Raw genomic sequence first — 21,272 nt, 5'->3', positions numbered from 1 at the left:
AGCCATCTCAAATAGTGGGCATTGAGGCTGGAAATCGGCGGTGCCCCCACTAACATGATGTGACCAGCTCGAGAGGCGCTGCAACGGACCGTTACGGTCCGCCACGCTCGACTGGGCCTCAGCAGTGGGGGCACTGTGGCAAGGGCGCCTCCGGAGCAAATCTGGAGGTGGCTCGACGGATGTCGGCGGAAACGCAACTGCGGGAGCTCCTGTCGGAGCGGGTAGCGGTGCTCGACGGGGCCTGGGGCACGATGCTGCAGGGTGCCAAGCTGTCGCCGGCGGACTACACGGGTGACCGGTTCCTGAACCACACCCACGACCTCACCGGCGACCCCGACCTGCTGATCCTGACCCGTCCGGACCTGATTCTCGACGTCCACCGGCAGTACCTCGCGGCCGGCGCCGACATCACCACCACGAACACCTTCACCGCAACGAGCATCGCCCAGGCCGACTACGGCCTGGAGGCGTACGTCCACGAAATGAACGTGCGCGGCGCCCAGCTCGCCCGGCAGGCGGCCGACGAGTTCGGTGACCGGTTCGTCGCCGGGTCGATCGGTCCGCTGAACGTGACCCTGTCGCTGTCCCCGAAGGTCGAAGACCCGTCGTACCGGGCGGTGACGTTCGAGCAGGTCAAGGCGACGTACGCCGAGCAGATCGCCGCGCTCGACGAGGGCGGCGTCGACCTGCTGCTGATCGAGACCATCTTCGACACCTTGAACTGCAAGGCCGCGATCGCCGCCGCGCACGAGGTCGCGCCGCATCTGCCGCTGTGGATCTCGGTGACCATCGTCGACCTGAGCGGCCGGACGCTGTCCGGTCAGACCGTCGAGGCGTTCTGGAGTTCGATCGAGCACGCCAAGCCGCTGGTCGTGGGCGTCAACTGCGCGCTGGGCGCGGCCGAGGCCCGTCCGCACGTGGCCGACCTGGCCCGCTTCTCCGACACCTTCGTCGCCGCCCACCCGAACGCGGGTCTCCCGAATGCCTTCGGTGGGTACGACGAGACCCCGGACCAGACCGCTGGGCTGTTGCAGGAGTTCGCCGAGTCGGGCCTGGTCAACATCGTCGGCGGTTGCTGCGGTACGACGCCCGCCCACATCAACCGGATCGCGACCGCGGTCAAGGGCCTGCCGCCGCGTCCCGTCGTACCGACTGATCACACCACTCGGTTCTCCGGGCTGGAGCCGTTCAAGATCAGCGCGGACACCGGCTTCGTGATGATCGGTGAGCGGACCAACGTGACCGGCTCGGCGCGGTTCCGCCGGCTGATCGAGGGCGACAACCACCAGGCCGCGGTCGACGTGGCGCTGGAGCAGGTGCGCGGTGGCGCGAACCTGCTGGACGTCAACATGGACGCCGACCTGCTGGATTCCGAGCAGGCGATGACCACGTTCCTGAACCTGATCGCGACCGAGCCCGAGGTGGCCCGGATCCCGATCATGATCGACAGCTCGAAGTGGACCGTGCTCGAGGCCGGCCTGAAATGCGTGCAGGGCAAGGGCGTCGTGAACTCGATCAGCCTGAAGGAAGGCGAGGAAGAGTTTCTCGAGCGGGCCGCGAAGATCATGTCGTACGGCGCCGGGGCCGTCGTGATGGCGTTCGACGAGCAGGGCCAGGCCGACACCGTCGAGCGCAAGGTGTCGATCTGCGGCCGTGCCTACGACCTGCTGACCGGGATCGGTTTCCCGGCCGAGGACATCATCTTCGACCCGAACGTGCTGGCCGTCGCGACCGGCATGTCGGAGCACAACGGCTATGCGCTGAACTTCATCGAGGCCTTGCCGCTGATCAAGGAACGCTGTCCCGGCGTCCACATCAGTGGCGGCATCTCGAACCTGTCGTTCTCGTTCCGGGGCAACGACATCGTCCGCGAAGCGATGCACTCGTCGTTCCTGTACCACGCGGGCAAGGTCGGTCTGGACATGGGCATCGTGAACGCCGGTCAGCTGGCGGTCTACGAGAACATCCCGAAGGACCTACTGGAGCTGGTCGAGGACGTCATCTTCAACCGCCGCGAGGACGCCACCGACCGGCTGGTCTCGTTCGCCGAGAACGTGAAGGGCAAGGGCACCAAGCGCGAGGTCGACCTGACCTGGCGTGAGGGCACGGTCGAGTCACGGCTGTCGCACGCGCTCGTGCACGGGATCGTCGACTTCATCGAGGCCGACACCGAGGAGTGCCGGCAGAAGCTGCCGCGGCCGCTCGAGGTGATCGAGGGCCCGCTGATGGACGGCATGAAGGTGGTCGGCGACCTGTTCGGCGCCGGCAAGATGTTCCTTCCGCAGGTGGTGAAGAGCGCGCGCGTGATGAAGCGCTCGGTCGCCTACCTCGAGCCCTACATGGAAGCCGAGAAGGAGCTCGCCCGGCAGGAGGGCCGCGCCGAGGCCGTCCGCGGCCAGGGCAAGGTCGTGCTGGCGACGGTCAAGGGCGACGTCCACGACATCGGCAAGAACATCGTCGGCGTGGTGCTGGGCTGCAACAACTACGAGGTGATCGACCTCGGCGTGATGGTGCCGGCGGCAAAGATCCTCGACACGGCTATTGCCGAGGGCGCCGATGCGGTCGGGCTGTCTGGTCTGATCACGCCGTCGCTGGACGAGATGGTTGCGGTCGCGAGTGAGATGCAGCGCCGCGGGCTCAAGCTGCCGCTGTTGATCGGTGGCGCGACCACGTCGAAGCAACACACTGCGGTTCGCATCGCACCGGCGTACGAGAAAACCACCGTGCATGTGTTGGATGCGTCCCGCGTCGTCGGCGTGGTGTCGGATCTGCTGGACGACGACCGGGCCGAAGCGCTTGCCATCAGCAACGCTGCCGACCAGGAGCGGCTGCGCGAGCAGCACGCCAACAAGCAGCGCGCACCACTGCTGACGGTCGAGCAGGCGCGGGCGAACTTCGAGCCGGTTGAGCACGGTACGCCGCCGGTACCGACGTTCACCGGATTGCGCCGGGTGTCGCCGAGCATCGAGACGCTGCGCGCGATGGTCGACTGGCAGTTCCTCTTCCTGGCTTGGGAATTGAAGGGGAAGTACCCGGCGATCCTGGAGCAGCCGGTGGCGCGCGAGCTCTTCGACGACGCGCAGACGCTGCTCGACGAGATCATTGCCGACGGCTCCTTCCAGGCCGAAGGCGCCTACGGTTTCTGGCCGGCGCACAGCGAGGGCGACGACATCCTGCTGGACGGGACGGACATCTCGTTCCCGATGCTGCGGCAGCAGACCGAGAAGCCGGCCGGACGGCACAACCGGTGCCTGGCTGACTATGTGGCGCCTGCGGACGACTACCTCGGTGGCTTCGGGGTGGCGATCCACGGTGCCGAGAAGCTCGCCGCGGTGTACGAGGCGAAGAACGACGACTACCGCGCGATCATGGTGAAGGCACTGGCCGACCGGCTCGCCGAGGCGTTCGCCGAGTGGATCCACCTGGACGCGCGGAAGGCCTGGTTCGAGCCGGATGCCGAGCCGTTGCTGGAAGATCTGCACGCGGAGCGGTTCCGCGGGATCCGGCCGGCCCTCGGCTACCCGGCCAGCCCGGACCACAGCGAGAAGCAGGAGCTGTTCGACCTGCTCGAGGCGGACAAGCTCGGCCTGGCCCTGACCGAGTCGTTCGCGATGACGCCGGCGGCCGCCGTCTCCGGTCTGATCTTCCAGAACCCGGCTGCGCGCTACTTCAGCGTCGGCCGCCTGGGCAAGGACCAGATCACCGACTACGCCGCCCGCCGCGGGGAAACGGTGGAGGAGATCGAGCGCTGGCTCCGCCCGAACTTGGCCTACGAACCGGCTTAGTCTGACCGGCATGACTGTGATCGTGCGCCCAGCCGTTGTTGCCGACTCCGATGCCATCGCGTCGATCTGGCACCTCGGCTGGGCCGACGGTCACCACGGCCATGTTCCCGAGGACCTCGTCGCCATCCGCACCAAGGAGTCCTTCTGGACCCGCGCCGCGGACCGCATCGACGATGCCACCGTCGCGGTCGTGGACGACGACATCGCGGGGTTCGTGATGGTCGTCGACGACGAGGTCGAGCAGGTCTACGTGTCACGAGACCACCGCGGGTCTGGAGTGGCCGGCGTACTGCTGTCCGAGGCTGAGCGGCAGGTGGCAGCCAACGGTCACGACGAAGCCTGGCTGGCTGTCGTCACTGGCAACGCCCGGGCCCGCCGCTTCTACGAACGCTGCGGCTGGGCCGACACAGGGCGCTTCGACTACCCAGCGTCAGTCGAGCGTGGCACTCTGCCGGTGCCGTGTCACCGATACGTCAAAGCAGTGACATCTGTCAGCTGACTTCTCGGCTCCGACGGGTTTAGGTTGCTGGAGCAAGCAACACTCGTTCTGGGAGAGGTCATCATGGGTATCCGCATCTCGCGGCGGTCGGTTGTCACCGGTATCGCGGCGCTCGCGCTGACGTCGGTGGTCGGTGGGGTCGCCTACTCGGCAGGGGTGGCGACGAAGCAGCCGGCCATTCAGACATCGACGCCGCACAAGGAACGCGATGTCACCAACATCGACGTCCTGCGGCAGCAACTGCGGAACTACTACGGTGATCCGCTCGGCACCGGCACATTCGATGCCAACAGCAACTATGCGCGCGAGGCGACCTCGGTTGCCCAGGCCGGGAAGCGCGCGCTCGCGGCGCCGCACCACTCGCGCCAGACCAAGGCGATCCTGCTCGACGTCGACGACACCTCGCTGGCCACGTGGAACTACGAGATCGCGAGCAACTGGGCGTACAACCCGACCACCAACGCGGACTTCGTGCTGGGGCAGAAATTCCCCGCCGTACCGGGCATGGTGGATCTGGCGAAGACGGCTGAGCGCGAGGGCTACGCGATCTTCTTCCTGACCGGTCGGGGCGCCGCGCAGGAGCAGGCGACGCTCGGCAACCTGACGGCTGACGGGATCGGCGTCGACGCCGGCTACCCGAAGCCGACCAGCCTGCCGAACGGCGAGGACGGCCTGTTCACCAAGCCCGCGCTCGCGGACTACCCGGCGTACCTGAAGACGGCGTGTGCCGCCGACCCGAACGGTGCCTGTACGACGATCCACTACAAGTCGGCCACTCGCGCGCACATCGAGTCGCTCGGCTACGACATCGTCGCGAACTTCGGCGACCAGTACTCCGACCTCAAGGGCGGGTACGCCGATCGCACCTTCAAGCTGCCGAACCCGAACTACTACCTGCCCTGAGTACTGATCCGCCCGACCAGTTCGCGGCGGCTGCGAACACCGACCTTGGCGAAGATCGACTTCAGATGACTCTGCACGGATGGAGCGGGTGTCGTTGCCTTGCAGGATCGGGACCATCGAGGCGACCACGATCGCCGAGACCGATGTGACGTACACCGGCCTCGATGGCAAGGACGTCACGGTGCCCGCCATCAGCATCTGGGACATCGACGACGCCGGCCTGATCACCGACTACCGGATCTTCGTCGACCTCACTCCGGTCTTCGCCCCGTGAAATTGAGGGGATCTCCGCGCAAGTTGCTGGTTCTCCCCTCATTGAGTGATCCCGACATCCGACCTTGAGCACGGCCCAGCCACTTCGGCGGGCGTTGCGTGGTTGAGGGGTGCACAAGGTGATCCCGCCGTCGGACCTTGAGCACGGTTCAGCCATTTCGGCGGGCGTTGCGTGGGTTGAGGGGTGCACAAGGTGCCTCGCCTAGGGCGGTCGGCCGCGTTATGGGTGAGTTTTTCGTCGCCTGGACCCGAAAAACTCGCCGATAGCCTAAGCTCCGGGCGTCACGTACCTCAGCCACAGCCCGTCAGTCCCAGGCAACGTGCACCTCGATCGCCGACCGCGCCATCCCTCTCAGCCGTCTGCTGGGCGCGCGCGAAGCTTTCAGTCGACCGCCGGAGGCGGTCGAGGTGGCGCGGCGGGCCAGGTGGGCGACTCGGCCGGGTACGTCGCGTTGTGGGTGAGGCTGGTTGCGGCCGATCAAAAGACGGGGTGGCTGGGCGATGCGGTGGCTGAGGGGGATGGTGCGGTCGGTGACCGCGCTCTTCGTTGCCTAGGGCTGACGGGCTGTGGTTGCGGTCGGAAAAGAAGCCCCGCGGGTAACCGTTGCTGCCTCGCGTGTGGCTGGCTGGCGGGTCGTGGTTGCGGTCCGGGGACGACGCCGGCGGGTTCGCAGTTGCTTGGGGTGGACGGGCTTGGGGTGCGGCGAAAATAGGGCGCTTCGGCGGTCGGGCTGTACAGACCGACTGTTGGTACGCGGACGGAGCGGGCGTGCTGCAGCGTGACGGAGGCGCTGAAAAGGGGCGGCTGGCAGGCGTAGTAACAGTCGGTGTGTACGCAACCGGCGGATCCAACTCAGACGCCGGAGCGGCCGCACCCCCGGCAGTGCCGGCGTCACCCACACATCGAGCAGGAGAAACCTGAAATCTCCAACGTCCGAAGGATCGGAGGGCCCGTCTCCGGTTCTTCGGACGTTAGCCACGGCGGATTCACAACGTCCGAAGGTCCGGAGGGCCCGTCTCCGGGTTTTCGGACGTTAGCCACGGCGGATTCACAACGTCCGAAAGACCGGAGGGCCCGTCTCCGGGCTTTCGGACGTTAGCGGGGGAGGACGCCGGTGAGGAGGGTGGTGAGCTGGTCGCGCAGGGCCGGTTCGAACTCCATCCGTAGCGGCGCGAGGGCGGGGTCCGCGTCGAACGCGGCGAGCAGGGCCGGGGTGGGATGGGCGTGGGTCCAGATCGCTCCGGCCAGCAGGCTGGCCGGGGGAATGAAGCGCATCGCGCCCTCGCGGCCGATCTCCGGCAGCGCGATCATGACGGCCTCGATCATCCGCTCGTAACCGACCCCCGCCCCGCGCTTGAAGGCGAGCGCCGTCTCGGCCGAGATGTTGCGCTCCAGCACCGACGCCTGCGTACTGATCAGGTCGCAGAGCACCGGCCGGGCACTGAAGCTGCTGACCATCACGTCCACCAGTAGCCCGGCGCGCTCGGCCAGCGGCGCGTCCGCCGGCATCTTCGCGACCCCGGCGGCCAGATCGTCCACCCAGGCCGCCAGTTCGCTCCCGGACAGCTCCAGCAGGACAGCCTCGCGGGACTCGAAGTACTTGAGCACGTTCGACTTGGCCAGGCCGACGCGGCGGCTCAGCTCGTTCAGGCTGACGTCGTTGACCGGCATCTCGGTCAGCATCTCCGCGGCCGTGGCCAGGATCGCCTGACGCCGGACCGCGCGCTGCTCCTCGTTGCGGGCGCGCAGGAAGGTGGTCACGCTCACAGTCTACAGACCGTCGGTCTGTTGTTATCGAACCAGCGGTCTGATAATGTCGGGAACGTAACAGACCGGCAGTCTTTTATCGCGGAGGCCCCTCATGTACGTCGTTCCCGACCAGACCGGCAAGCTCGCCGTCGTCACCGGTGCCAACAGCGGTACCGGCAAGGAAGCCACCAAGCGCCTGGCCGCGGCCGGTGCCCGCGTCGTGATGGCGGTCCGCACCGTCGCCAAGGGCGAAGCCGCCCGCGCCGAGATCCTGGCCGAGGTGCCCGGCGCGCAGCTCGAGATCCGCCGCCTCGACCTGGCCGACCTGGCCTCGGTCCAGGAGTTCGCCGAGGGCCTGGCCGCCGACGAACCGCACCTGGATCTCCTGATCAACAACGCCGGCGTGATGCACCCACCGACCCGCATCGCGACTGCCGACGGTTTCGAGCTGCAGTTCGGCTCCAACTTCCTCGGCCCGTTCGCGCTGACCGTGCGGTTGCTGCCGCTTCTGCTGGCCGCTCCCGCATCGCGCGTCGTCACGATGAGCAGCGGTACGGCGAACTTCGGCCGGATCAACTTCGACGACCTCAACTGGGAGCGGAGCTACAGCGCCGAGCGGGCATACGCCCAGTCCAAGCTGGCCGACCTGATGCTCAGCAACCACCTCGCGAAACTGGCCACCGACCGCGGCTGGAACCTCCGTAGCGTCGCCGCCCATCCCGGCTTCACCAACACCAACCTGCTGACGGCCGGCGCCTCCTTGGAGGGCCCCGTCTCGCAGCCCCTGGTCAACCGCCTCCTCAGCCGCATCCTCCCCTCCCAGGAGGTTGCCGAAGGCACCGAACCTCTCCTCTACGCCGCCACCAGTTCCGAGGCCCAGCACGGCGCCTACTACGGTCCCTCCGGCATCTTCGGCCTGGTCGGCCCCACCAAACTCACCAGCCAGCCCAAGCGAGCCCGCAACGAGTCCGATGCCGCGCGCTTGTGGTCCGCCGCTGAGGACCTCACCGGTGTGGCCCTCGCGTCAGTGGTGGCTTAAGCGCGTACGTAGTCGCTGCGCAGGACGCCGTACAGGAGGTCGTCGGTCCACTCGCCCTTGATCCAGCTGTGCGATCGGCGCAGGCCCTCGCGCTGGAAGCCGACGCGTTCGAGTAGTCGCGCGGAGGGCGTGTTGCGGGCATCGCACTCGGCCGACACTTTGTGCAGGTTCTTCACGGTGAACAGGTGATCGAGCAGACCCCGCACCGCCTCGGTCGCGTAGCCCTTGCCCTGGTACGCCGGAGCGAGGGTGAAGCCGAGGTCGACCTGCATCAGGTTCTCGTGCAGGTTGACCCCGAGGTCCCCGATCAGCACGCCGTCCAGGTCGGCGGCGTACTGGAACCAGCCGGGCGCATCCGGGTCTCCCTCGCCATATCTGGTCACCGTGGCGAGCGGGTCGGGGATCGGCACCTCCCATCCCTGATAGCGGGCCACGTCCGGATCCGATCGGTACGCCGTGAACGCGGTCGCGTCGGCGGGAGTGAAGCGGCGCAGGGTCAGCCGCTCGGTCTGCACGAACATTCCGTCATCATGTCAAACCACGACCGGCGGCTCCGTCTGAATTAATGAGAGGAGCGTGCTGATGAGATTCCTGTTGATCCTGCACGGTGAAACCTGCGCCGACCTGCGCAGATCCACCTTCGAGCAGACCGCCCGCGAGGCCGGCGAACTGATCGGCGGTGAGCTGCTGGCGCACCAACAGCTCACCGTGACTGTGCCCGATCGGGCCGGTCCCGGGCGCATCGACGCGTACTACCTGATCGACGTCGAGAACCAGGATCGTGCCGTCGAGTTGGCTCGGCTGCTACCGGACGCGTGCACCGACGGCCGGTACGTCGAGATCCGCGCGGTGATGCGCGGAGCCTTATCGCAGTACGTCGAACCGTAGGTTGCTGCCCGGGTGTGGTCGGAGCCGGATCGTCCGGCCGCCGGGCTCCTCGAACACTCGGGTGCCGTCGCCGAGGAAGACCGGCGCGACGATCAGCAGCACCTCGTCGACCTCACCGGCCGCGAGGCATTGCCGGGCGATGTCGGCGCCGATGATGTTCACGTACCTGTCCCCGGCCGCCTCCTTCGCTGCGGCGATTGCCTTAGGCAACTGATCGACGTACGTCACGCCTGGCTCGGGCAGCTGCGGCGGGCGGTGGGTGACCACGAAGTGCGGTCCGTCCCAGCCGCCGCCGAACGCCTTGCCCTCGCCCTCGTCGCCCTTGTGCGGATCGTCGCCGTCGTGCGAACGGCGGCCGACCAGGATCGACCCGATCTGAGGGATCAGCTCATCGACCTCTGGGATCGCTGAGAGGTAGGGCCGCATCCATTGCATGTCGCCGTTCGGTCCGGTGATGAAGCCGTCGGCCGACATCGTCACCGAATACAGCAGTTTTGCCATCGCGATCTCCCGCTCACTCGTTGCTTGGATCAGTTAAGACGAGTGAGCGGGAGGAAACTCATCGCGAGGCGGGGCCGACGTCGGCCGGCAGCAGCGGACGACGTACCGGAGTGGCGGTGCTGTATTCGTCCGCGCCGACATCAGCGCGACCGGAGCGGGCGTGACCGTCGAGGTCCTGGGGCACCGTCGGGTAGGTACGGCTCGCGGCGTCGATGGCCGGGCTTCCAGCACCAAGACGCCGTACGCCGTCGGACCCGGCATCGAGCTTGGGGTCCTTGCGGGTGAAGCCGGAGGAGGGGATGTTGCCGTTGCCGGCCGCGCCCCAGAGCAGGTTCCCCGACCAGGTGATGCCTTGCTGGAAGGGCATCGAGACCAGTTGGCCGGAGTCGCCGACGAGCAGGTTGTCGGCGATCGTGCAGCCCAGCGGGGGCAGGGTGCGCTGCGATTCGCCGCTGATCGCCGTACCGGAGGAGAGCACGGTGTTGAGCGCGATCGTCACGCGGTCCGGTGCGTCGTTGCCCTTGCGGCTCTCCGCCGAGTCCTCTGGTTTGTGGTCGCGGACGCTGCCACTGCCGAGCACGATGCCGGAGCCGCTGATCCGCTCGGCATAGTTGTTCACGATCAGATGATCGTTGCCGTAGATCCGGATTCCGTTGCTCCCGGCAAGGAGGAAGTTGCCTTCGACCCGGGACTTGTTGCCGTGCCGCAGGACGATGCCGCCGAGGCTGGAGCGCACGGTGTTGTACCGGATGAAGTTCCCCGTCGACTTGACCGAGATCGCCTCCGGGTCGCCGTTCGCGCGCTCGAACAGGTTCTCCTCGACGATCGCGCCGGCGTCGCTCAGCGAGCGGCCGCTGAGCCCGAGCCGGATCGGTTCGCCGCCGTTGTCGCCGCCGAAGGTGTGGTCGGAGAAGTAGTTCCGGACGATCTGGACGCCACGGGCCATCCCGGCCGAGCCGGGGCCCTCGACGGCGAGGAAGACGCCGAGCGTCGACTTGTGGTGGAAGTGGTTGCGCTCGATCACCGTGTTGTCGCCGCGGGCGAGCACGTAGCTCACGCCTTCGAGGTCGGCGACCTGGATGTCGTTGCGGCTGATCCGGATGTTCTTGCAGGTCGTCGGGATGTCGAAGGTGGTCCGCTGCCGCAGCTTGAAGCCGCTCAGTACGACGTACGTCGAGTCGGCCAGCACGAACCCGCGATCCCCGGTCAGCGTCGCGCCGCCGGTCGTCGCGGCCCGCACGGTGATCGGGGCGGACGCCGTACCGTGGCGGCCCGAGATGGGGATGCCTTGGCTGCCGGTGACGTTGTAGGTGCCGTTGGCGAGCACGATCTCGTCGCCGGGCTGGGCGGCCGCGACGGCACGGCGGAGTTCGTCGACGGTCCGGACCTGGATGGCCCGGGTACTGGCGCGGGCCGAGCTGGTGCCGGCGAGCGTGGCTGAGGTCGCGAGGGCGGCGGTCAGGAAGGTGCGGCGGCCGAGTGGTGGCATGAGGTTCTCCGGGGAATCGGGGCGGTGGACCGGAAGGTGGCGCTCAGTCTGCGGTCGCTCTCCGGGTGCTGGCAAGCGCTTACCGTCGGGGTTGCCCGAATCTCCCGCCGGGCGGAAGATTCGGGGGCGGAGTTCCGCAACGCGCCCCGTTGGGGAGTGCGGACCGGGTGCGCGGTAGCCTCTGCGAAAGCTTGCTTTTCGGATGTGGAGTGAGGTGGTCGGGGCGATGCCGGAGGGTAACGTCGCGCGCCGGATCGGGCCTGAGCTCGATCTGCACCGCCCGTCCGACGCGCGCATCTACGACCTGATGCTCGGCGGCAAGAACAACTTCGAGATCGACCGGCACGTCTTCGCCGAGCTGCTCAAGGTGGCGCCGGAGATTCCGCAGCTGGCCACGGAGAACCGGCGCTGGATCGCGACCGCGATCGGCCGGATGACCGAGGCCAAGGTCGGCCAGTTCCTCGATCTGGGCTCGGGACTGCCGTCGGAGCGCAACCTGCACGACGTCGTACTGGCCGCGAATCCGCAGGCCCGGACGGTCTACACCGACAACGACGTGACCGCGATCTCGCACGGTCAGGCCCTGCTGGCCGACGACCGCAGCGCGTTCTTCGCCGCCGTCGACATCCTCGACCCGGCGATGGTGCTCGAGCACCCGACCGTGGTCGACGCCCTCGACTTCGAGAAACCGGTCGGGCTGATCTTCGGGCTGGTCCTGCACACGCTCGCCGACAACGACCAGCTGCAGCAGCTCCTCAACGCCTACCTCGCCCCGCTGCCGTCCGGTTCCTTCGTGGCGATCACGCACCCGATGAACCCCAACGACGGCAGCCGGCTGGCCAGCTTCGCCACTTCGATCGAGGGCAAGTTCCGCGAGTACTTCCCGCGCCTGCGCTTCCGCACCACCGAGGAGATCACCGAGGCCCTGACCGGCCTCGAGATCCTCGACCCCGGCATCACCGACCTGGCCCACTGGTGGCCCGCCGGCGAACAGACCACCCTCAGCCCCACCGGCGCCGCCCGCCTCATCATCGGCGCCCTGGCCCGCAAACCCTGACCCACCTAACGTCCGAAGAACCGGAGACGGGCCCTCCGATCGTTCGGACGTTAGCGCTGTGCCCCTCGTAACGTCCGAAGAACCGGAGACGGGCCCTCCGATCGTTCGGACGTTGGAATTGGGTGGTGTTGGTGGGGCGTGGCGGTTGATGATGGGGGACATGTCTGCTGAGGGTGCTGCCGCCTCCTGATCTGCGGTTTCCGCGTGATCACGCCTGTCGGGTGCGACGGGCCCTGTCGGTGTGCAGCCATTCAGCCTTGGAGCCTGTCGGATGCCTGAGCTTGAGATCGCTTGTGACGAATCCGGGTTCTCCGGGAGTAATCTGCTCGACCCGGCCGCGCCGGTCATCACGCATGCGTCCGTTGACCTCAGCGTCGCGGAGGCGGCGGAGGTGATGACGAGCGTCGGCTCGCGGACCACCAGCGAGTACAAGTCGAACCGTTTGTTGCGACCCGAGCAGCGGCCGGCGCTCGGGCGGTTCCTGGCCGCGCTCGACGGGCGGGCGCACGTGCATGTGATCGACAAGAGGCTGTACGTCGCGACCCGGGTGCTCGAGCTGTTCACCGGCGAGCCCTCGTACGGCGATGGGACCCGGCTCGGTCGGGCCCAACTAAAGAGGCTGGAGGGCGGAGCGAGTGTCGAGGTACTGCGGTCGCGGACCGAGCTCCTCGACTCGTTCCTGGTGCTGGCCCGGACGAAGCGGTTGCGGATGCTCGATCACGACGCCATCGACCGGTTCTTCGCCTTGTTACCGAGCGAGTTGCCGATCGAGTTGCCGCGGAGCCGGGTCGAGGAGACGCTGCTCCGGCTGATCGAGGACGATCCGGCGATCCCGCCGCCGCTGGAGCCGTTGGTCCCGGCGCTCGCCGAGACGGCGTTGTACTGGAGTGCGGGGGAGCGATCGGTCGCGATCGTCCACGACGAGCAGAGTGCTTTGACCCGTCACCGCGTCGCCCGGCTGGCCCGGTACCTCGCGGCGGCCGTCGTACCGGCTCCGCCGCCGTTGGCCGGGCTCCGGCAGGTCGATTCGCGGCAGGATCCACGGGTTCAGGTGGCCGATCTGCTGGCCGGGGTGGCGCGCCGCGCGGCCGAGGTACCCGGGCTCGCGAAAATACTTCGCCCAGAATGTCGAGGGCTGATCGGCGACTCCGACGTCGCGGGCAAAGCAACCTAGGAGGATGCCGTGAAGTACCTGATCCTGATCCACTCCAACCCGCAACCGTGGGGCCACCCGACCTTCGACTTCACCGAGGAGGGCCGGGCGACCCCGGTCGCCGAGCGGGAGGCGATGAACAAGGAGTTCGAGGAGCGGCTGACCGAGCTGTCCGCATCGGGCGAACTGATCTCCGGGCAGGCGCTCGGCCCGGCGGCGGACGCCAGGATCTACCGGCTGGAGGGCGGTCGCCGGGTCACCACCGACGGCCCGTACGCCGAGGCGAAGGAGCACCTGGCCGGGTTCTTCCTGCTCGATGTCGCTTCCCAGGAGCGCGCCGAGGCCATCGCCGAGCTGTTCGCGAGCCCGGGGGACACGATCGAGCTCAGGTCAACAATGTGAGCCAGTGAACCGAGGGCGTGCCGCTTATTCCCGTTCCGGCACCCGGGCGGACGTGACGTACGCCGTACCGCAACGCGCCTGACTCCCCTAAAGTGGTCCAACTTACCGAGAGTCAGGAGGCGGCACAGTGACGACTGTCGTCTTGATGGGCCCGCCCGGTGCCGGCAAGGGCACCCACGCCGGGATGCTGGCCGAGCAGGTCGCCGTTCCGGCGATCTCCACCGGCGATATCTTCCGCGCGCATCTGGCGGCCGGGAGCGAGCTCGGCCGGACCGTGCAGCAGTACGTCGACTCCGGGGCCTACGTCCCGGACGAGGTGACCAATGCGATGATCCGCGAGCGGTTGGCCGAGGAGGACGCCCGCTCCGGCTTCCTGCTCGACGGGTATCCGCGGACTCTCGACCAGGCCGCCGTACTCGACGATCTGCTTGCTGCGCAGGGTCGCGACCTGACTGCGGTCATCGTGCTCCGCGTCGACCGGGAGTCGCTCGTGCAGCGGCTGCTGCGCCGGGCGCAGATCCAGGGCCGGTCCGACGACTCCGAGGACGTCATCCGGACCCGACTCGAGGTGTACGCCGAGCAGACCATCCCGCTCGTCACCCTGTACGGCGGGCGCGGGCTCGTGCACGAGATCGACGGCAACGGCGACATCGAGCAGGTCCGGGAGCGGATCCTGGAGATCACCTACACGTTCACCCCTGCCAGCTGACCTGCCCCTGCTGGAACAACTTCCGCCGCGGGTGAGTTGTGACGGATATGCATGGTGAGTACAAGGTGCCGGGTGGGAAGTTGGTTGTCGCCGACCTGGAGGTGGTGGGGGACCACGTCCGGAGCGCGCAGGTGAGTGGGGACTTCTTCCTGGAGCCCGATGACGCGCTGGAGCGGATCAACGGAGCTCTGGCCGGGCTGCCAGTGGTGACGCCCGCGGCTCAGGTCGCGGCTCGCGTGCGAGGCGTGCTGGGCGACGGCGTGGAGATGGTCGGATTCTCGCCAGAGGCGGTAGCAGTCGCCGTACGGCGTGCGCTGACCGGCGCGACCGGGTGGCACGACCACGCGTGGCAGTTCGTGCACGACGTACCGCGGGAGCCCGCACTGCAGATGGCGCTGGACGAGGTGCTGACCGAGCAGGTGGGCTCGGGGGAGCGGCCGCCGACGCTGCGCGTGTGGGAGTGGGACCGCAACGCGGTGATCATCGGCAGCTTCCAGTCGCTCGCCAACGAGGTCGATCTCGAGGGCGCGGCCAAGAACGACGTGACAGTGGTACGGCGGATCTCCGGCGGCGGCGCGATGTTCGTCGAACCGGGGAACACCATCACCTACTCGCTCTACGTCCCCGAATCCCTGGTGTCCGGGCTCTCGTTCGTCGAGTCCTATGCCTTCCTCGACGACTGGGTGATCGGCGCGCTCAACGACCTCGGCATCGCCGCGACGTACCAGCCGATCAACGACATCACCTCGCCCGCGGGCAAGATCGCGGGCGCCGCCCAGAAGCGATTCGCGGGCGGCGCCGTACTGCATCACGTGACGATGGCGTACGACATGGATGCGACGAAGATGCTGCAGGTACTGCGGATCGGCCGCGAGAAGCTGTCCGACAAGGGCACGACGAGTGCCAACAAGCGCGTCGACCCGCTCCGCAGTCAGACCGGCCTCGACCGCCGCGACGTGATCGACCGGATGGCCGCGTCCTTCAACAATCGCTACGGTCTGGCCGGCGGCACCATCGATGCCGAGACCGTAGCGCGTGCCGAGGAGTTGGTGGCAACGAAGTTCGGCACCGACGAATGGCTCAAGCGAGTCCCGTAATCAGCGGCGCAGCTTGAACAATGTGCCCTTCGGTACGGCGGTCACCGACTCGACGGTGAACTCCTGCAGGGCTGGATCGACGAACCGCTCACCAGCGCCGGTGATGACGGGCGCGATGAACAGGTCGATCTCGTCGATCAGCCCGGCCCGCAGATACTGCCGGATCGTCGACGCGCCACCCGCGATCACGATGTCCTGGCCGTCGGCCGCCTCACGCGCCCGCTCGAGCACCACCTCAATCGGCTCGCCGGTGAAGTGGAACGTCGTACCGCCGTCCATGACCAGGTCGGGGCGCTTGTGGTGGGTGAGGACGAAGGTGGCGTGGTGGTACGGCGGGTTGTCACCCCAGTAACCGCGCCAGGACTCGTCGGCCCACTCGCCGCGCAGCGGGCTGAACATGTTCCGGCCCATGATCGTGGCGCCGACGCCGTCCTTGTAGCGATCGAGCTGGTCGACCGCCGGGTTGGCCACGCCGTTCTCGCGGTCCGCCATCGCGATCTCCATCCACTCATGGAGATTGCCCGCGCGGTCCCCGAACGGCGCGTCCAGCCGCTGGTTCACGCCGGACCCGAATCCGTCGAGGCTGACCGTGAAGTTCGCAACGCGCACCTTGCTCATGACCTGCTCCTTCCGAGGGTGTTTTCACCCCTCGGTCGGAGCAGTCACGAGCACTTTGACATCACGCGGGAAAAGTTCCGCCCGGACGTCGGTGGTGGTGCCGGCGGCGGTGCATGCCGCTGAAGATCGCTACCCAGAACACGCCCCACAACAGCCAGGGCGCGGTCAGGGCGACCGAGGTAGCGACCAGGCCGATCATCAGGAACGGCATCAGCAGGAGCAACGGCGACGGCCGGACGAACTGCTGCGGATGCCGACCGCGCGCCACCTGCAGTTCGCCGGACACCGGGAGGTCTTCGAACAGCGGCTCGAGCTCATCGACGTACCGGGCTCTGGTCGCCGTCTCACTGCGTTCCTCGAACTCGTCCTGCGTCAGGCGCCCGGCGACGAAGTGCTCGCCGAGTGCCTCAACCGCCCGGTCGCGCTCCGAGTCCCCGATCCGCACCTTGCGGCGCGCGGCCCGGTTGGTCGGCTCGTCCCGGTCCTCGCGACCGGTCCGCACCGATCGCAGCGGTCGGTTGCGCCCGACCACGTCGTACCACTCGGGGCCCTGCCACTGGGGCGTGCTCATGAGCGGTCGTCGTCCGCAGGCTGGTCGTCAGCGAGGATGCCGTAAAGCTTCCGCCGCAGTTCGGCGACCGCGTCCTTGGCCTGGGCCTGCTGCTCCGGCGTCCCGGTCGACATGACCTGCCACATCGCCGTGGCGACCTGACCGAGCATCGGCTTCAACCCGTTGTCGTCGGACTCCGTCGGCGCGGTCATCGCCTCCCAAGGCGCTGCGACCTCCTCGGCGTGCTCGGCGACGTACGTGCGGCCCTCGTCGGTGAGCGTGAACGTCCGGCGGCCGGTCTCGGCGTCGGCCGTCACCAGGCCCTCGTCCTCGAGCTGCTGCAGGGTCGGGTAGATCGAGCCGGGGCTCGGCTTCCACGCGCCGCCGCTGCGCTCGGCGATCTCCTGGATGATCTGGTAGCCGTTCATCGGCTGCTCAGCCAGTACGGCGAGGATCGCGGCCCGGACGTCACCACGCCGCGCCTTCGGCCCGCGGAACCGCGGTCCCTGGCCGGCCCACGGCGGCCCGAACGGCGGGCCGCCGAACATGCCGCCCCACGGTCCGCCGCCACCGAACCCCTGATGGCCCTGGTGCCCACGGTGACCGCGGCGGCCGTTCAGTGCGGTCTGTAGTTCACGCTTGAGATTCTCGAAGAATTCGTCACAGTTGCGCTCCGCGCCGGCCCAGGGCCAGCCGGCCGCGTATGCCGATCCCGTCATCCGAACCACCACTCCTCAGTGTTTGCGATAGTTCGACGATATATCGCGAACGATCGGTACCCAACCCCTCTGAGGAGTGAAAAAACCCGCCGAACCCCTAAGGGTGCGACGGGTCTGTAAAAAGTCTTGCACTCAGGTGGTCAGCTTCAAGTTCGCCGCCGTCGCGATCAGCACGACGGAGCTGCCCTCGACCGCGACCTCCTTGAGTGTGGCGTCGTACGGGAGCTTCGGCAGTGAGATCCCCCGGGCCAGCCGGGTCTTCAGGAGCTCGCGAGCCGCCGCCGGGATGTTGTCGGAGATCTGGTCGACGGCCAGTGCGACCCGCCCGTTCTTCGCCGTCGGGGTGACAGCGACATCGACGGCGAACTCGCCCAGCGACAGCTTGGCCCGCAGCTTGCCGTCCACGGCCTCCATCTTCAGCCCGCCCAGCCCGGTGCCGCGCGCGGCCAGCTTGGCGACCTCGGCCGGTGCGAGGCTCAGCCGGATGTCGGTGTTGTCGACGGTGACCTGCGCGCCGGCGTCGCCGGTGATCACGCCCCGTGGGACGTGGACGCCGGTCATCTTCACCTCGAGGTTCTCACCCGGTACCTCGGAGAAGGTCGGCTTCGTCATCGTCATCGTGACCGTCGAGAACTCCTCCTTCGCCACCTGCGGCAGGAAGCCGAACCCGCCGATCTTGACGGAGGTGTCCTGGGCGGTCAGGTCGTAGCGGGCCGCTTGCTGCTCGGCCATCGACGCCAACCGGTTCTCCGCCGCCCACGCGGCAGCGCGGTCGGCCGCGACCGCGAGCACCGCGAGCACGATCAGTGTGACCACCAGCCGCCGCAACCAGCGACGTGGTTTTCTCGAACTCATCCCAGCCCTTCCGGCTTCGGTGTCCCCGTCGAACCCGCACAGCTTAGGGTGTCTGACGCCGGATGTTCCGATTCGGTTCGATCATCTCCCGTACGGCGCCCGCGGTCGCGGCCGGTTCGATGCCAAAGGCAACAACTGCCGCAGTGCTGTCGAGGCCGGCGCCCGGGGAGCGGGTGCTGCGTACCGACGGACTGGTAGTGGGCGCCAGATCCGGCCGTCGGTAGGCGTGGCTGCGCTTGGCGCCCGGCCGCCGGTCAACCTACTCACAGTCCGTCGGTACGGCGCCGAGACCCGGGCCGGCGTCGTACCGGGTCTGGGCTGTTGTGGATGGGGTGATCACTGTGCGTCAATTGACCTCCGCCTGCTGTGAGGATCTTCATGGACAGCTTGATTCTGCAGACCGTCATCGGACTCGTCTTCGCCTTCGCGGCCTTCTCCGCGCTGGTCTCCGTGCTGACCGAGGCGGTCGCGCGCTACATCGGACTGCGCGGCGAGTACCTGCTGCGGGGGATCCGGTCGCTGGTCGACGGCAAGAGCGACTTCGCGTTGCGCCTGCCCGACCTGGTACGGCGTACGTCGCTGGAGCCCGTCGTCAAGCCAGGCGAACCGGCGCAGCCGATGGTGACGCAGATCGTCGAGCAGCCGATGGTCTCCCGATCGGCCAACAAGGGCGCGGCCCCGGCGAACGCGGGCAACGCCAAACTGAGCGTCAAGGACCGGCGGAGCCTCCCGTCGTACGTCTCCAGCCGTTCGTTCGCGCGGGCGCTGATCGGGGTGCTCGTACCGGACTCCTCCGGCGCCACGACCCTCGATGAAGTCCGGACGAAGGTCAACGCGCTCGAAGCCGCGAACCCGCTCAAGCAACCGCTGCTCGGTCTACTCGCCGAGGCAGGGGAGGACCTGACGAAGCTTCGCGCCGGCATCGAGGAGTGGTACGACGACCACATGGCGCGCGTCTCCGGTTGGTACAAGCGCCACGTCCGTTGGATCTCACTCGCCCTCGCGTCGATCGTCGTCGTCCTCTTCAACGTGAACGTTGTCGAACTGACCCGCTCGCTCTACACCGACGAGGCCCTCCGCGGCGCTGTCGTCGCCCAGGCCACCGTCAACTCGAACTGCTCCGGAACCCCCGCCGAGTGCCTCGACGACCTCCGCCAGCAGATCCGCGACGTCCGTGCCTCCGGCCTCCCCGTCGGCTGGGGCGTCACAGCCACCTGCACCCTCCCGGACGCCTCCTGCAACTGGTTCGAACGCCACGGCCTCTCCGGTCCGAGCGACATCCTGCTCACTCTCGTCGGTTGGTTGCTGATGGCACTCGCAATGTTGCCCGGAGCCCGCTTCTGGTTCGACGCCCTCTCCCGCCTCGGCAGCCTCCGCTCCAGTGGCCCCAAACCACGCGCGTCCTAAGTCTTTGGTCTTAGCGCAAAGACTGCTTCCGTCCGATGTGTACCGCCTGCCGAATCCCTAGGTTGGCAAGTGTTCTGATCACGCGGACCAGGGAGAACGATGAAGCGGATAGCCATCGTCGGCGTCCTTGCCCTTGCGGCTGGATCGCTGGCTGCCGGCCCGGCCTCTGCAATGACAGGCGGTACGCCGGCGCGCAGCGCGGACGCACCATGGATGGTGGGGATCGCCAATGTCGTGGACAAGCCGGGCGAGCCTTATCTGCAGCGGTACCGGTGTGGCGGCGTATTGGTTTCGCCGACGCGCGTGCTGACCGCGGGGCACTGTCTGGACTACGCCGCGCCTGGAGATGTCGAGTTCCACATCGGCACTCGCGTTGTGCAGGCGAAGGCGTTCTCGACGCATCCTGGCTACCGGATGATGAGTTCGACCGTCGACCCGAACAATCCGCAGGCGGAGGTCGCGGTCAACGACCTGACGATCGTGGAGCTGGCACGGCCGGTACGAGGGGTTCGGCCGCTGCCGCTGGCTCGGGAGGCGTTGCTGCCGGGGACCGCGTTAACGGTGTTCGGGCATGGGATCACCGCGCCGCCTGGGCCGGGAACGACGTACAGCGAAGCCTTGCTGAAGGGCGACCTGAAGGTGCAGAGCCCGTCGGTGTGTGCGGCGGAGGACAAGTCAGGCGCTGCCGGTGACCCATCGGTCCTGTGTGCACAGGCGCCGCGGATGAACGTCTGCCCGGGTGACAGCGGTGGTCCGGTGGTGGCGCGCGAGCACGGTCGACTTGTCCTCGCCGGTCTGGTCAGCTCCGGCGGCGAGATCGTCGGCAAGGAATGCGTTCAGGGCGCCATCAATGAGTTCACGAACATCCCGGCGCTGCGGCACTTCGCTGCGCAGCCGCACCCGGTGTGGGCGCCGCGGCTGAGCGGTCCGTTGACGCTCAAGGGCACGCCGGCCGTCGGCCAGTCGCTGACCTGCGCTGTCCCGCGGTGGCTGAACCCCAAGCCCAGCAAGGCGATCGCGTACGACTGGGTGCACCGCAAAACCGGCAGCGACGACTGGTACTACGAGATCGACGGTGCCAAGGCCGCGACCTTCACGCTGACCAAGGCGCAGTCCGGTGAGGACGTCCGCTGCATGGTCTTCGCCGAGAACCAAGGCGGGCACACCGAATACCTCTCGGACCCGGTGCCCGTCCGCTGAGTCAGGGCAGGGCGCGGCGGAGCCGGAGTTCGTCACGGATCACCGGCGGCACCGGCAGGGCGTAGCCCTCGAGTGCGGTGGTGTACGCGACAAGTGCAGTGGTGAGGCGGTCGCCGTTGGTGCGCAGGCCGCCACCCGGCGGCCGCGTCGCCCGCCCGAGCCGCTCGGCCACCCGTGCCGACACGACAGCGGCGTACAGGTGGGAGAGGTCGTGGTCGGCGTTCGAGCGACGGCAGACGTCGCCGAACTCGGTCAATGATCGGATCGTCATCAGTCCTCGCCTCTAGCCTCGGGATTTCATGTCGGTGGGGTTGGGTTCGGCGTGTAACGCACGGAAGTGCCTGTCTGGCGCGGGATTCTTGGCTTGTCGAAGGTCAA

The 21,272-nt window shown here is 67.8% G+C and carries 22 protein-coding genes; 13 read left to right on the top strand and 9 right to left on the bottom strand.

All coding sequences use genetic code 11. The features are described from left to right. Positions 1–179 precede the first annotated feature (179 nt). From metH to ACFVWG_RS30375, 4 genes are all read left to right on the top strand, one after another. On the top strand, positions 180–3,785 hold the full coding sequence (gene metH / locus ACFVWG_RS30390; protein WP_391546867.1) for a methionine synthase: 3,606 nt from the start codon (positions 180–182) through the stop codon (positions 3,783–3,785). 10 nt (positions 3,786–3,795) lie between these two features. Further along, positions 3,796–4,284: a GNAT family N-acetyltransferase gene (locus ACFVWG_RS30385; protein ID WP_391546866.1), complete on the top strand. Its 489-nt coding sequence runs from the start codon at positions 3,796–3,798 to the stop codon at positions 4,282–4,284. Positions 4,285–4,347: 63 nt separating this feature from the next. Next, positions 4,348–5,187 carry an HAD family acid phosphatase gene (locus tag ACFVWG_RS30380; protein ID WP_391546865.1) on the top strand — a complete coding sequence of 280 codons (840 nt, stop codon included), beginning with the start codon at positions 4,348–4,350 and terminating at the stop codon, positions 5,185–5,187. Between the two features lie 79 nt (positions 5,188–5,266). Next, positions 5,267–5,461: a hypothetical protein gene (locus ACFVWG_RS30375; protein ID WP_391546864.1), complete on the top strand. Its 195-nt coding sequence runs from the start codon at positions 5,267–5,269 to the stop codon at positions 5,459–5,461. Positions 5,462–6,556: 1,095 nt separating this feature from the next. Here the strand turns inward: ACFVWG_RS30375 and ACFVWG_RS30370 are convergent. Then, on the bottom strand, positions 6,557–7,222 hold the full coding sequence (locus ACFVWG_RS30370; RefSeq protein WP_391546863.1) for a TetR/AcrR family transcriptional regulator: 666 nt from the start codon (positions 7,220–7,222) through the stop codon (positions 6,557–6,559). Between the two features lie 100 nt (positions 7,223–7,322). Here ACFVWG_RS30370 and ACFVWG_RS30365 point away from each other — a divergent pair, with 100 nt between their 5' ends. After that, positions 7,323–8,249: an SDR family oxidoreductase gene (locus ACFVWG_RS30365; protein ID WP_391546862.1), complete on the top strand. Its 927-nt coding sequence runs from the start codon at positions 7,323–7,325 to the stop codon at positions 8,247–8,249. On the opposite strand, the gene ACFVWG_RS30360 is transcribed toward ACFVWG_RS30365, so the two are convergent. After that, the gene (locus tag ACFVWG_RS30360; protein ID WP_391546861.1) at positions 8,246–8,770 is read right to left on the bottom strand and encodes a GNAT family N-acetyltransferase; all 525 of its coding nucleotides are present in this window, start codon (positions 8,768–8,770) and stop codon (positions 8,246–8,248) included. The two genes, ACFVWG_RS30365 and ACFVWG_RS30360, sit on opposite strands and share 4 nt — an antisense overlap. A 61-nt stretch (positions 8,771–8,831) precedes the next feature. Here ACFVWG_RS30360 and ACFVWG_RS30355 point away from each other — a divergent pair, with 61 nt between their 5' ends. Further along, entirely contained in the window at positions 8,832–9,137 is a 306-nt protein-coding gene (locus ACFVWG_RS30355) for a YciI family protein (protein ID WP_391546860.1), read from the top strand. Here the strand turns inward: ACFVWG_RS30355 and ACFVWG_RS30350 are convergent. After that, positions 9,114–9,638 carry a dihydrofolate reductase family protein gene (locus ACFVWG_RS30350; protein ID WP_391546859.1) on the bottom strand — a complete coding sequence of 175 codons (525 nt, stop codon included), beginning with the start codon at positions 9,636–9,638 and terminating at the stop codon, positions 9,114–9,116. The genes ACFVWG_RS30355 and ACFVWG_RS30350 overlap by 24 nt on opposite strands. A 58-nt stretch (positions 9,639–9,696) precedes the next feature. After that, positions 9,697–11,127 (bottom strand): polysaccharide lyase 6 family protein, encoded by a 1,431-nt coding sequence (locus ACFVWG_RS30345; protein ID WP_391546858.1) that lies wholly within the window; start codon positions 11,125–11,127, stop codon positions 9,697–9,699. 226 nt (positions 11,128–11,353) lie between these two features. Between ACFVWG_RS30345 and ACFVWG_RS30340 the strand changes: the two genes are divergently transcribed. From ACFVWG_RS30340 to ACFVWG_RS30320, 5 genes are all read left to right on the top strand, one after another. Then, positions 11,354–12,184, top strand: coding sequence for an SAM-dependent methyltransferase (locus ACFVWG_RS30340; RefSeq protein WP_391546857.1), 831 nt, complete (start codon positions 11,354–11,356; stop codon positions 12,182–12,184). Positions 12,185–12,455: 271 nt separating this feature from the next. After that, on the top strand, positions 12,456–13,358 hold the full coding sequence (locus ACFVWG_RS30335) for a hypothetical protein (RefSeq protein ID WP_391546856.1): 903 nt from the start codon (positions 12,456–12,458) through the stop codon (positions 13,356–13,358). A 9-nt stretch (positions 13,359–13,367) separates the two neighbouring features. Beyond that, positions 13,368–13,739, top strand: coding sequence for a YciI family protein (locus ACFVWG_RS30330; protein ID WP_391546855.1), 372 nt, complete (start codon positions 13,368–13,370; stop codon positions 13,737–13,739). 127 nt (positions 13,740–13,866) lie between these two features. After that, positions 13,867–14,448 (top strand): adenylate kinase, encoded by a 582-nt coding sequence (locus ACFVWG_RS30325; protein WP_391546854.1) that lies wholly within the window; start codon positions 13,867–13,869, stop codon positions 14,446–14,448. A 47-nt stretch (positions 14,449–14,495) separates the two neighbouring features. Further along, entirely contained in the window at positions 14,496–15,545 is a 1,050-nt protein-coding gene (locus ACFVWG_RS30320; RefSeq protein WP_391547067.1) for a biotin/lipoate A/B protein ligase family protein, read from the top strand. On the opposite strand, the gene ACFVWG_RS30315 is transcribed toward ACFVWG_RS30320, so the two are convergent. The 4 genes from ACFVWG_RS30315 to ACFVWG_RS30300 all read right to left on the bottom strand — a co-directional run bounded on the left by ACFVWG_RS30315 (position 15,546) and on the right by ACFVWG_RS30300 (position 18,287). Then, the gene (locus tag ACFVWG_RS30315; RefSeq protein WP_391546853.1) at positions 15,546–16,163 is read right to left on the bottom strand and encodes a dihydrofolate reductase family protein; all 618 of its coding nucleotides are present in this window, start codon (positions 16,161–16,163) and stop codon (positions 15,546–15,548) included. A 61-nt stretch (positions 16,164–16,224) separates the two neighbouring features. Further along, a complete protein-coding gene (locus ACFVWG_RS30310) occupies positions 16,225–16,734 on the bottom strand; it encodes a DUF1707 domain-containing protein (RefSeq protein ID WP_391546852.1) in 510 nt (169 codons plus the stop codon). Then, complete coding sequence (locus ACFVWG_RS30305; RefSeq protein ID WP_391546851.1) at positions 16,731–17,432, bottom strand: PadR family transcriptional regulator; 702 nt, start codon at positions 17,430–17,432, stop codon at positions 16,731–16,733. Before ACFVWG_RS30305 ends, ACFVWG_RS30310 begins: the two co-directional genes overlap by 4 nt. 132 nt (positions 17,433–17,564) lie before the next feature. Beyond that, the gene (locus tag ACFVWG_RS30300; protein ID WP_391546850.1) at positions 17,565–18,287 is read right to left on the bottom strand and encodes a DUF2993 domain-containing protein; all 723 of its coding nucleotides are present in this window, start codon (positions 18,285–18,287) and stop codon (positions 17,565–17,567) included. A gap of 378 nt (positions 18,288–18,665) precedes the next feature. Here ACFVWG_RS30300 and ACFVWG_RS30295 point away from each other — a divergent pair, with 378 nt between their 5' ends. Together ACFVWG_RS30295 and ACFVWG_RS30290 are read left to right on the top strand one after the other, a co-directional pair. Next, positions 18,666–19,694 carry a hypothetical protein gene (locus ACFVWG_RS30295; RefSeq protein ID WP_391546849.1) on the top strand — a complete coding sequence of 343 codons (1,029 nt, stop codon included), beginning with the start codon at positions 18,666–18,668 and terminating at the stop codon, positions 19,692–19,694. A 99-nt stretch (positions 19,695–19,793) separates the two neighbouring features. Continuing rightward, entirely contained in the window at positions 19,794–20,894 is a 1,101-nt protein-coding gene (locus ACFVWG_RS30290) for a S1 family peptidase (protein ID WP_391546848.1), read from the top strand. A gap of 1 nt (position 20,895) precedes the next feature. Here the strand turns inward: ACFVWG_RS30290 and ACFVWG_RS30285 are convergent, their stop codons facing one another. Next, on the bottom strand, positions 20,896–21,165 hold the full coding sequence (locus ACFVWG_RS30285) for a hypothetical protein (RefSeq protein ID WP_391546847.1): 270 nt from the start codon (positions 21,163–21,165) through the stop codon (positions 20,896–20,898). Positions 21,166–21,272: the final 107 nt, after the last annotated feature.

The sequence above is a fragment of the Kribbella sp. NPDC058245 genome, assembly GCF_042882005.1.
In the GTDB taxonomy this organism is placed as follows: domain Bacteria; phylum Actinomycetota; class Actinomycetes; order Propionibacteriales; family Kribbellaceae; genus Kribbella.
The sequence above is the reverse complement of the archived record's forward strand: the minus strand, read 5'-3'. Positions and strand labels throughout refer to the sequence as shown.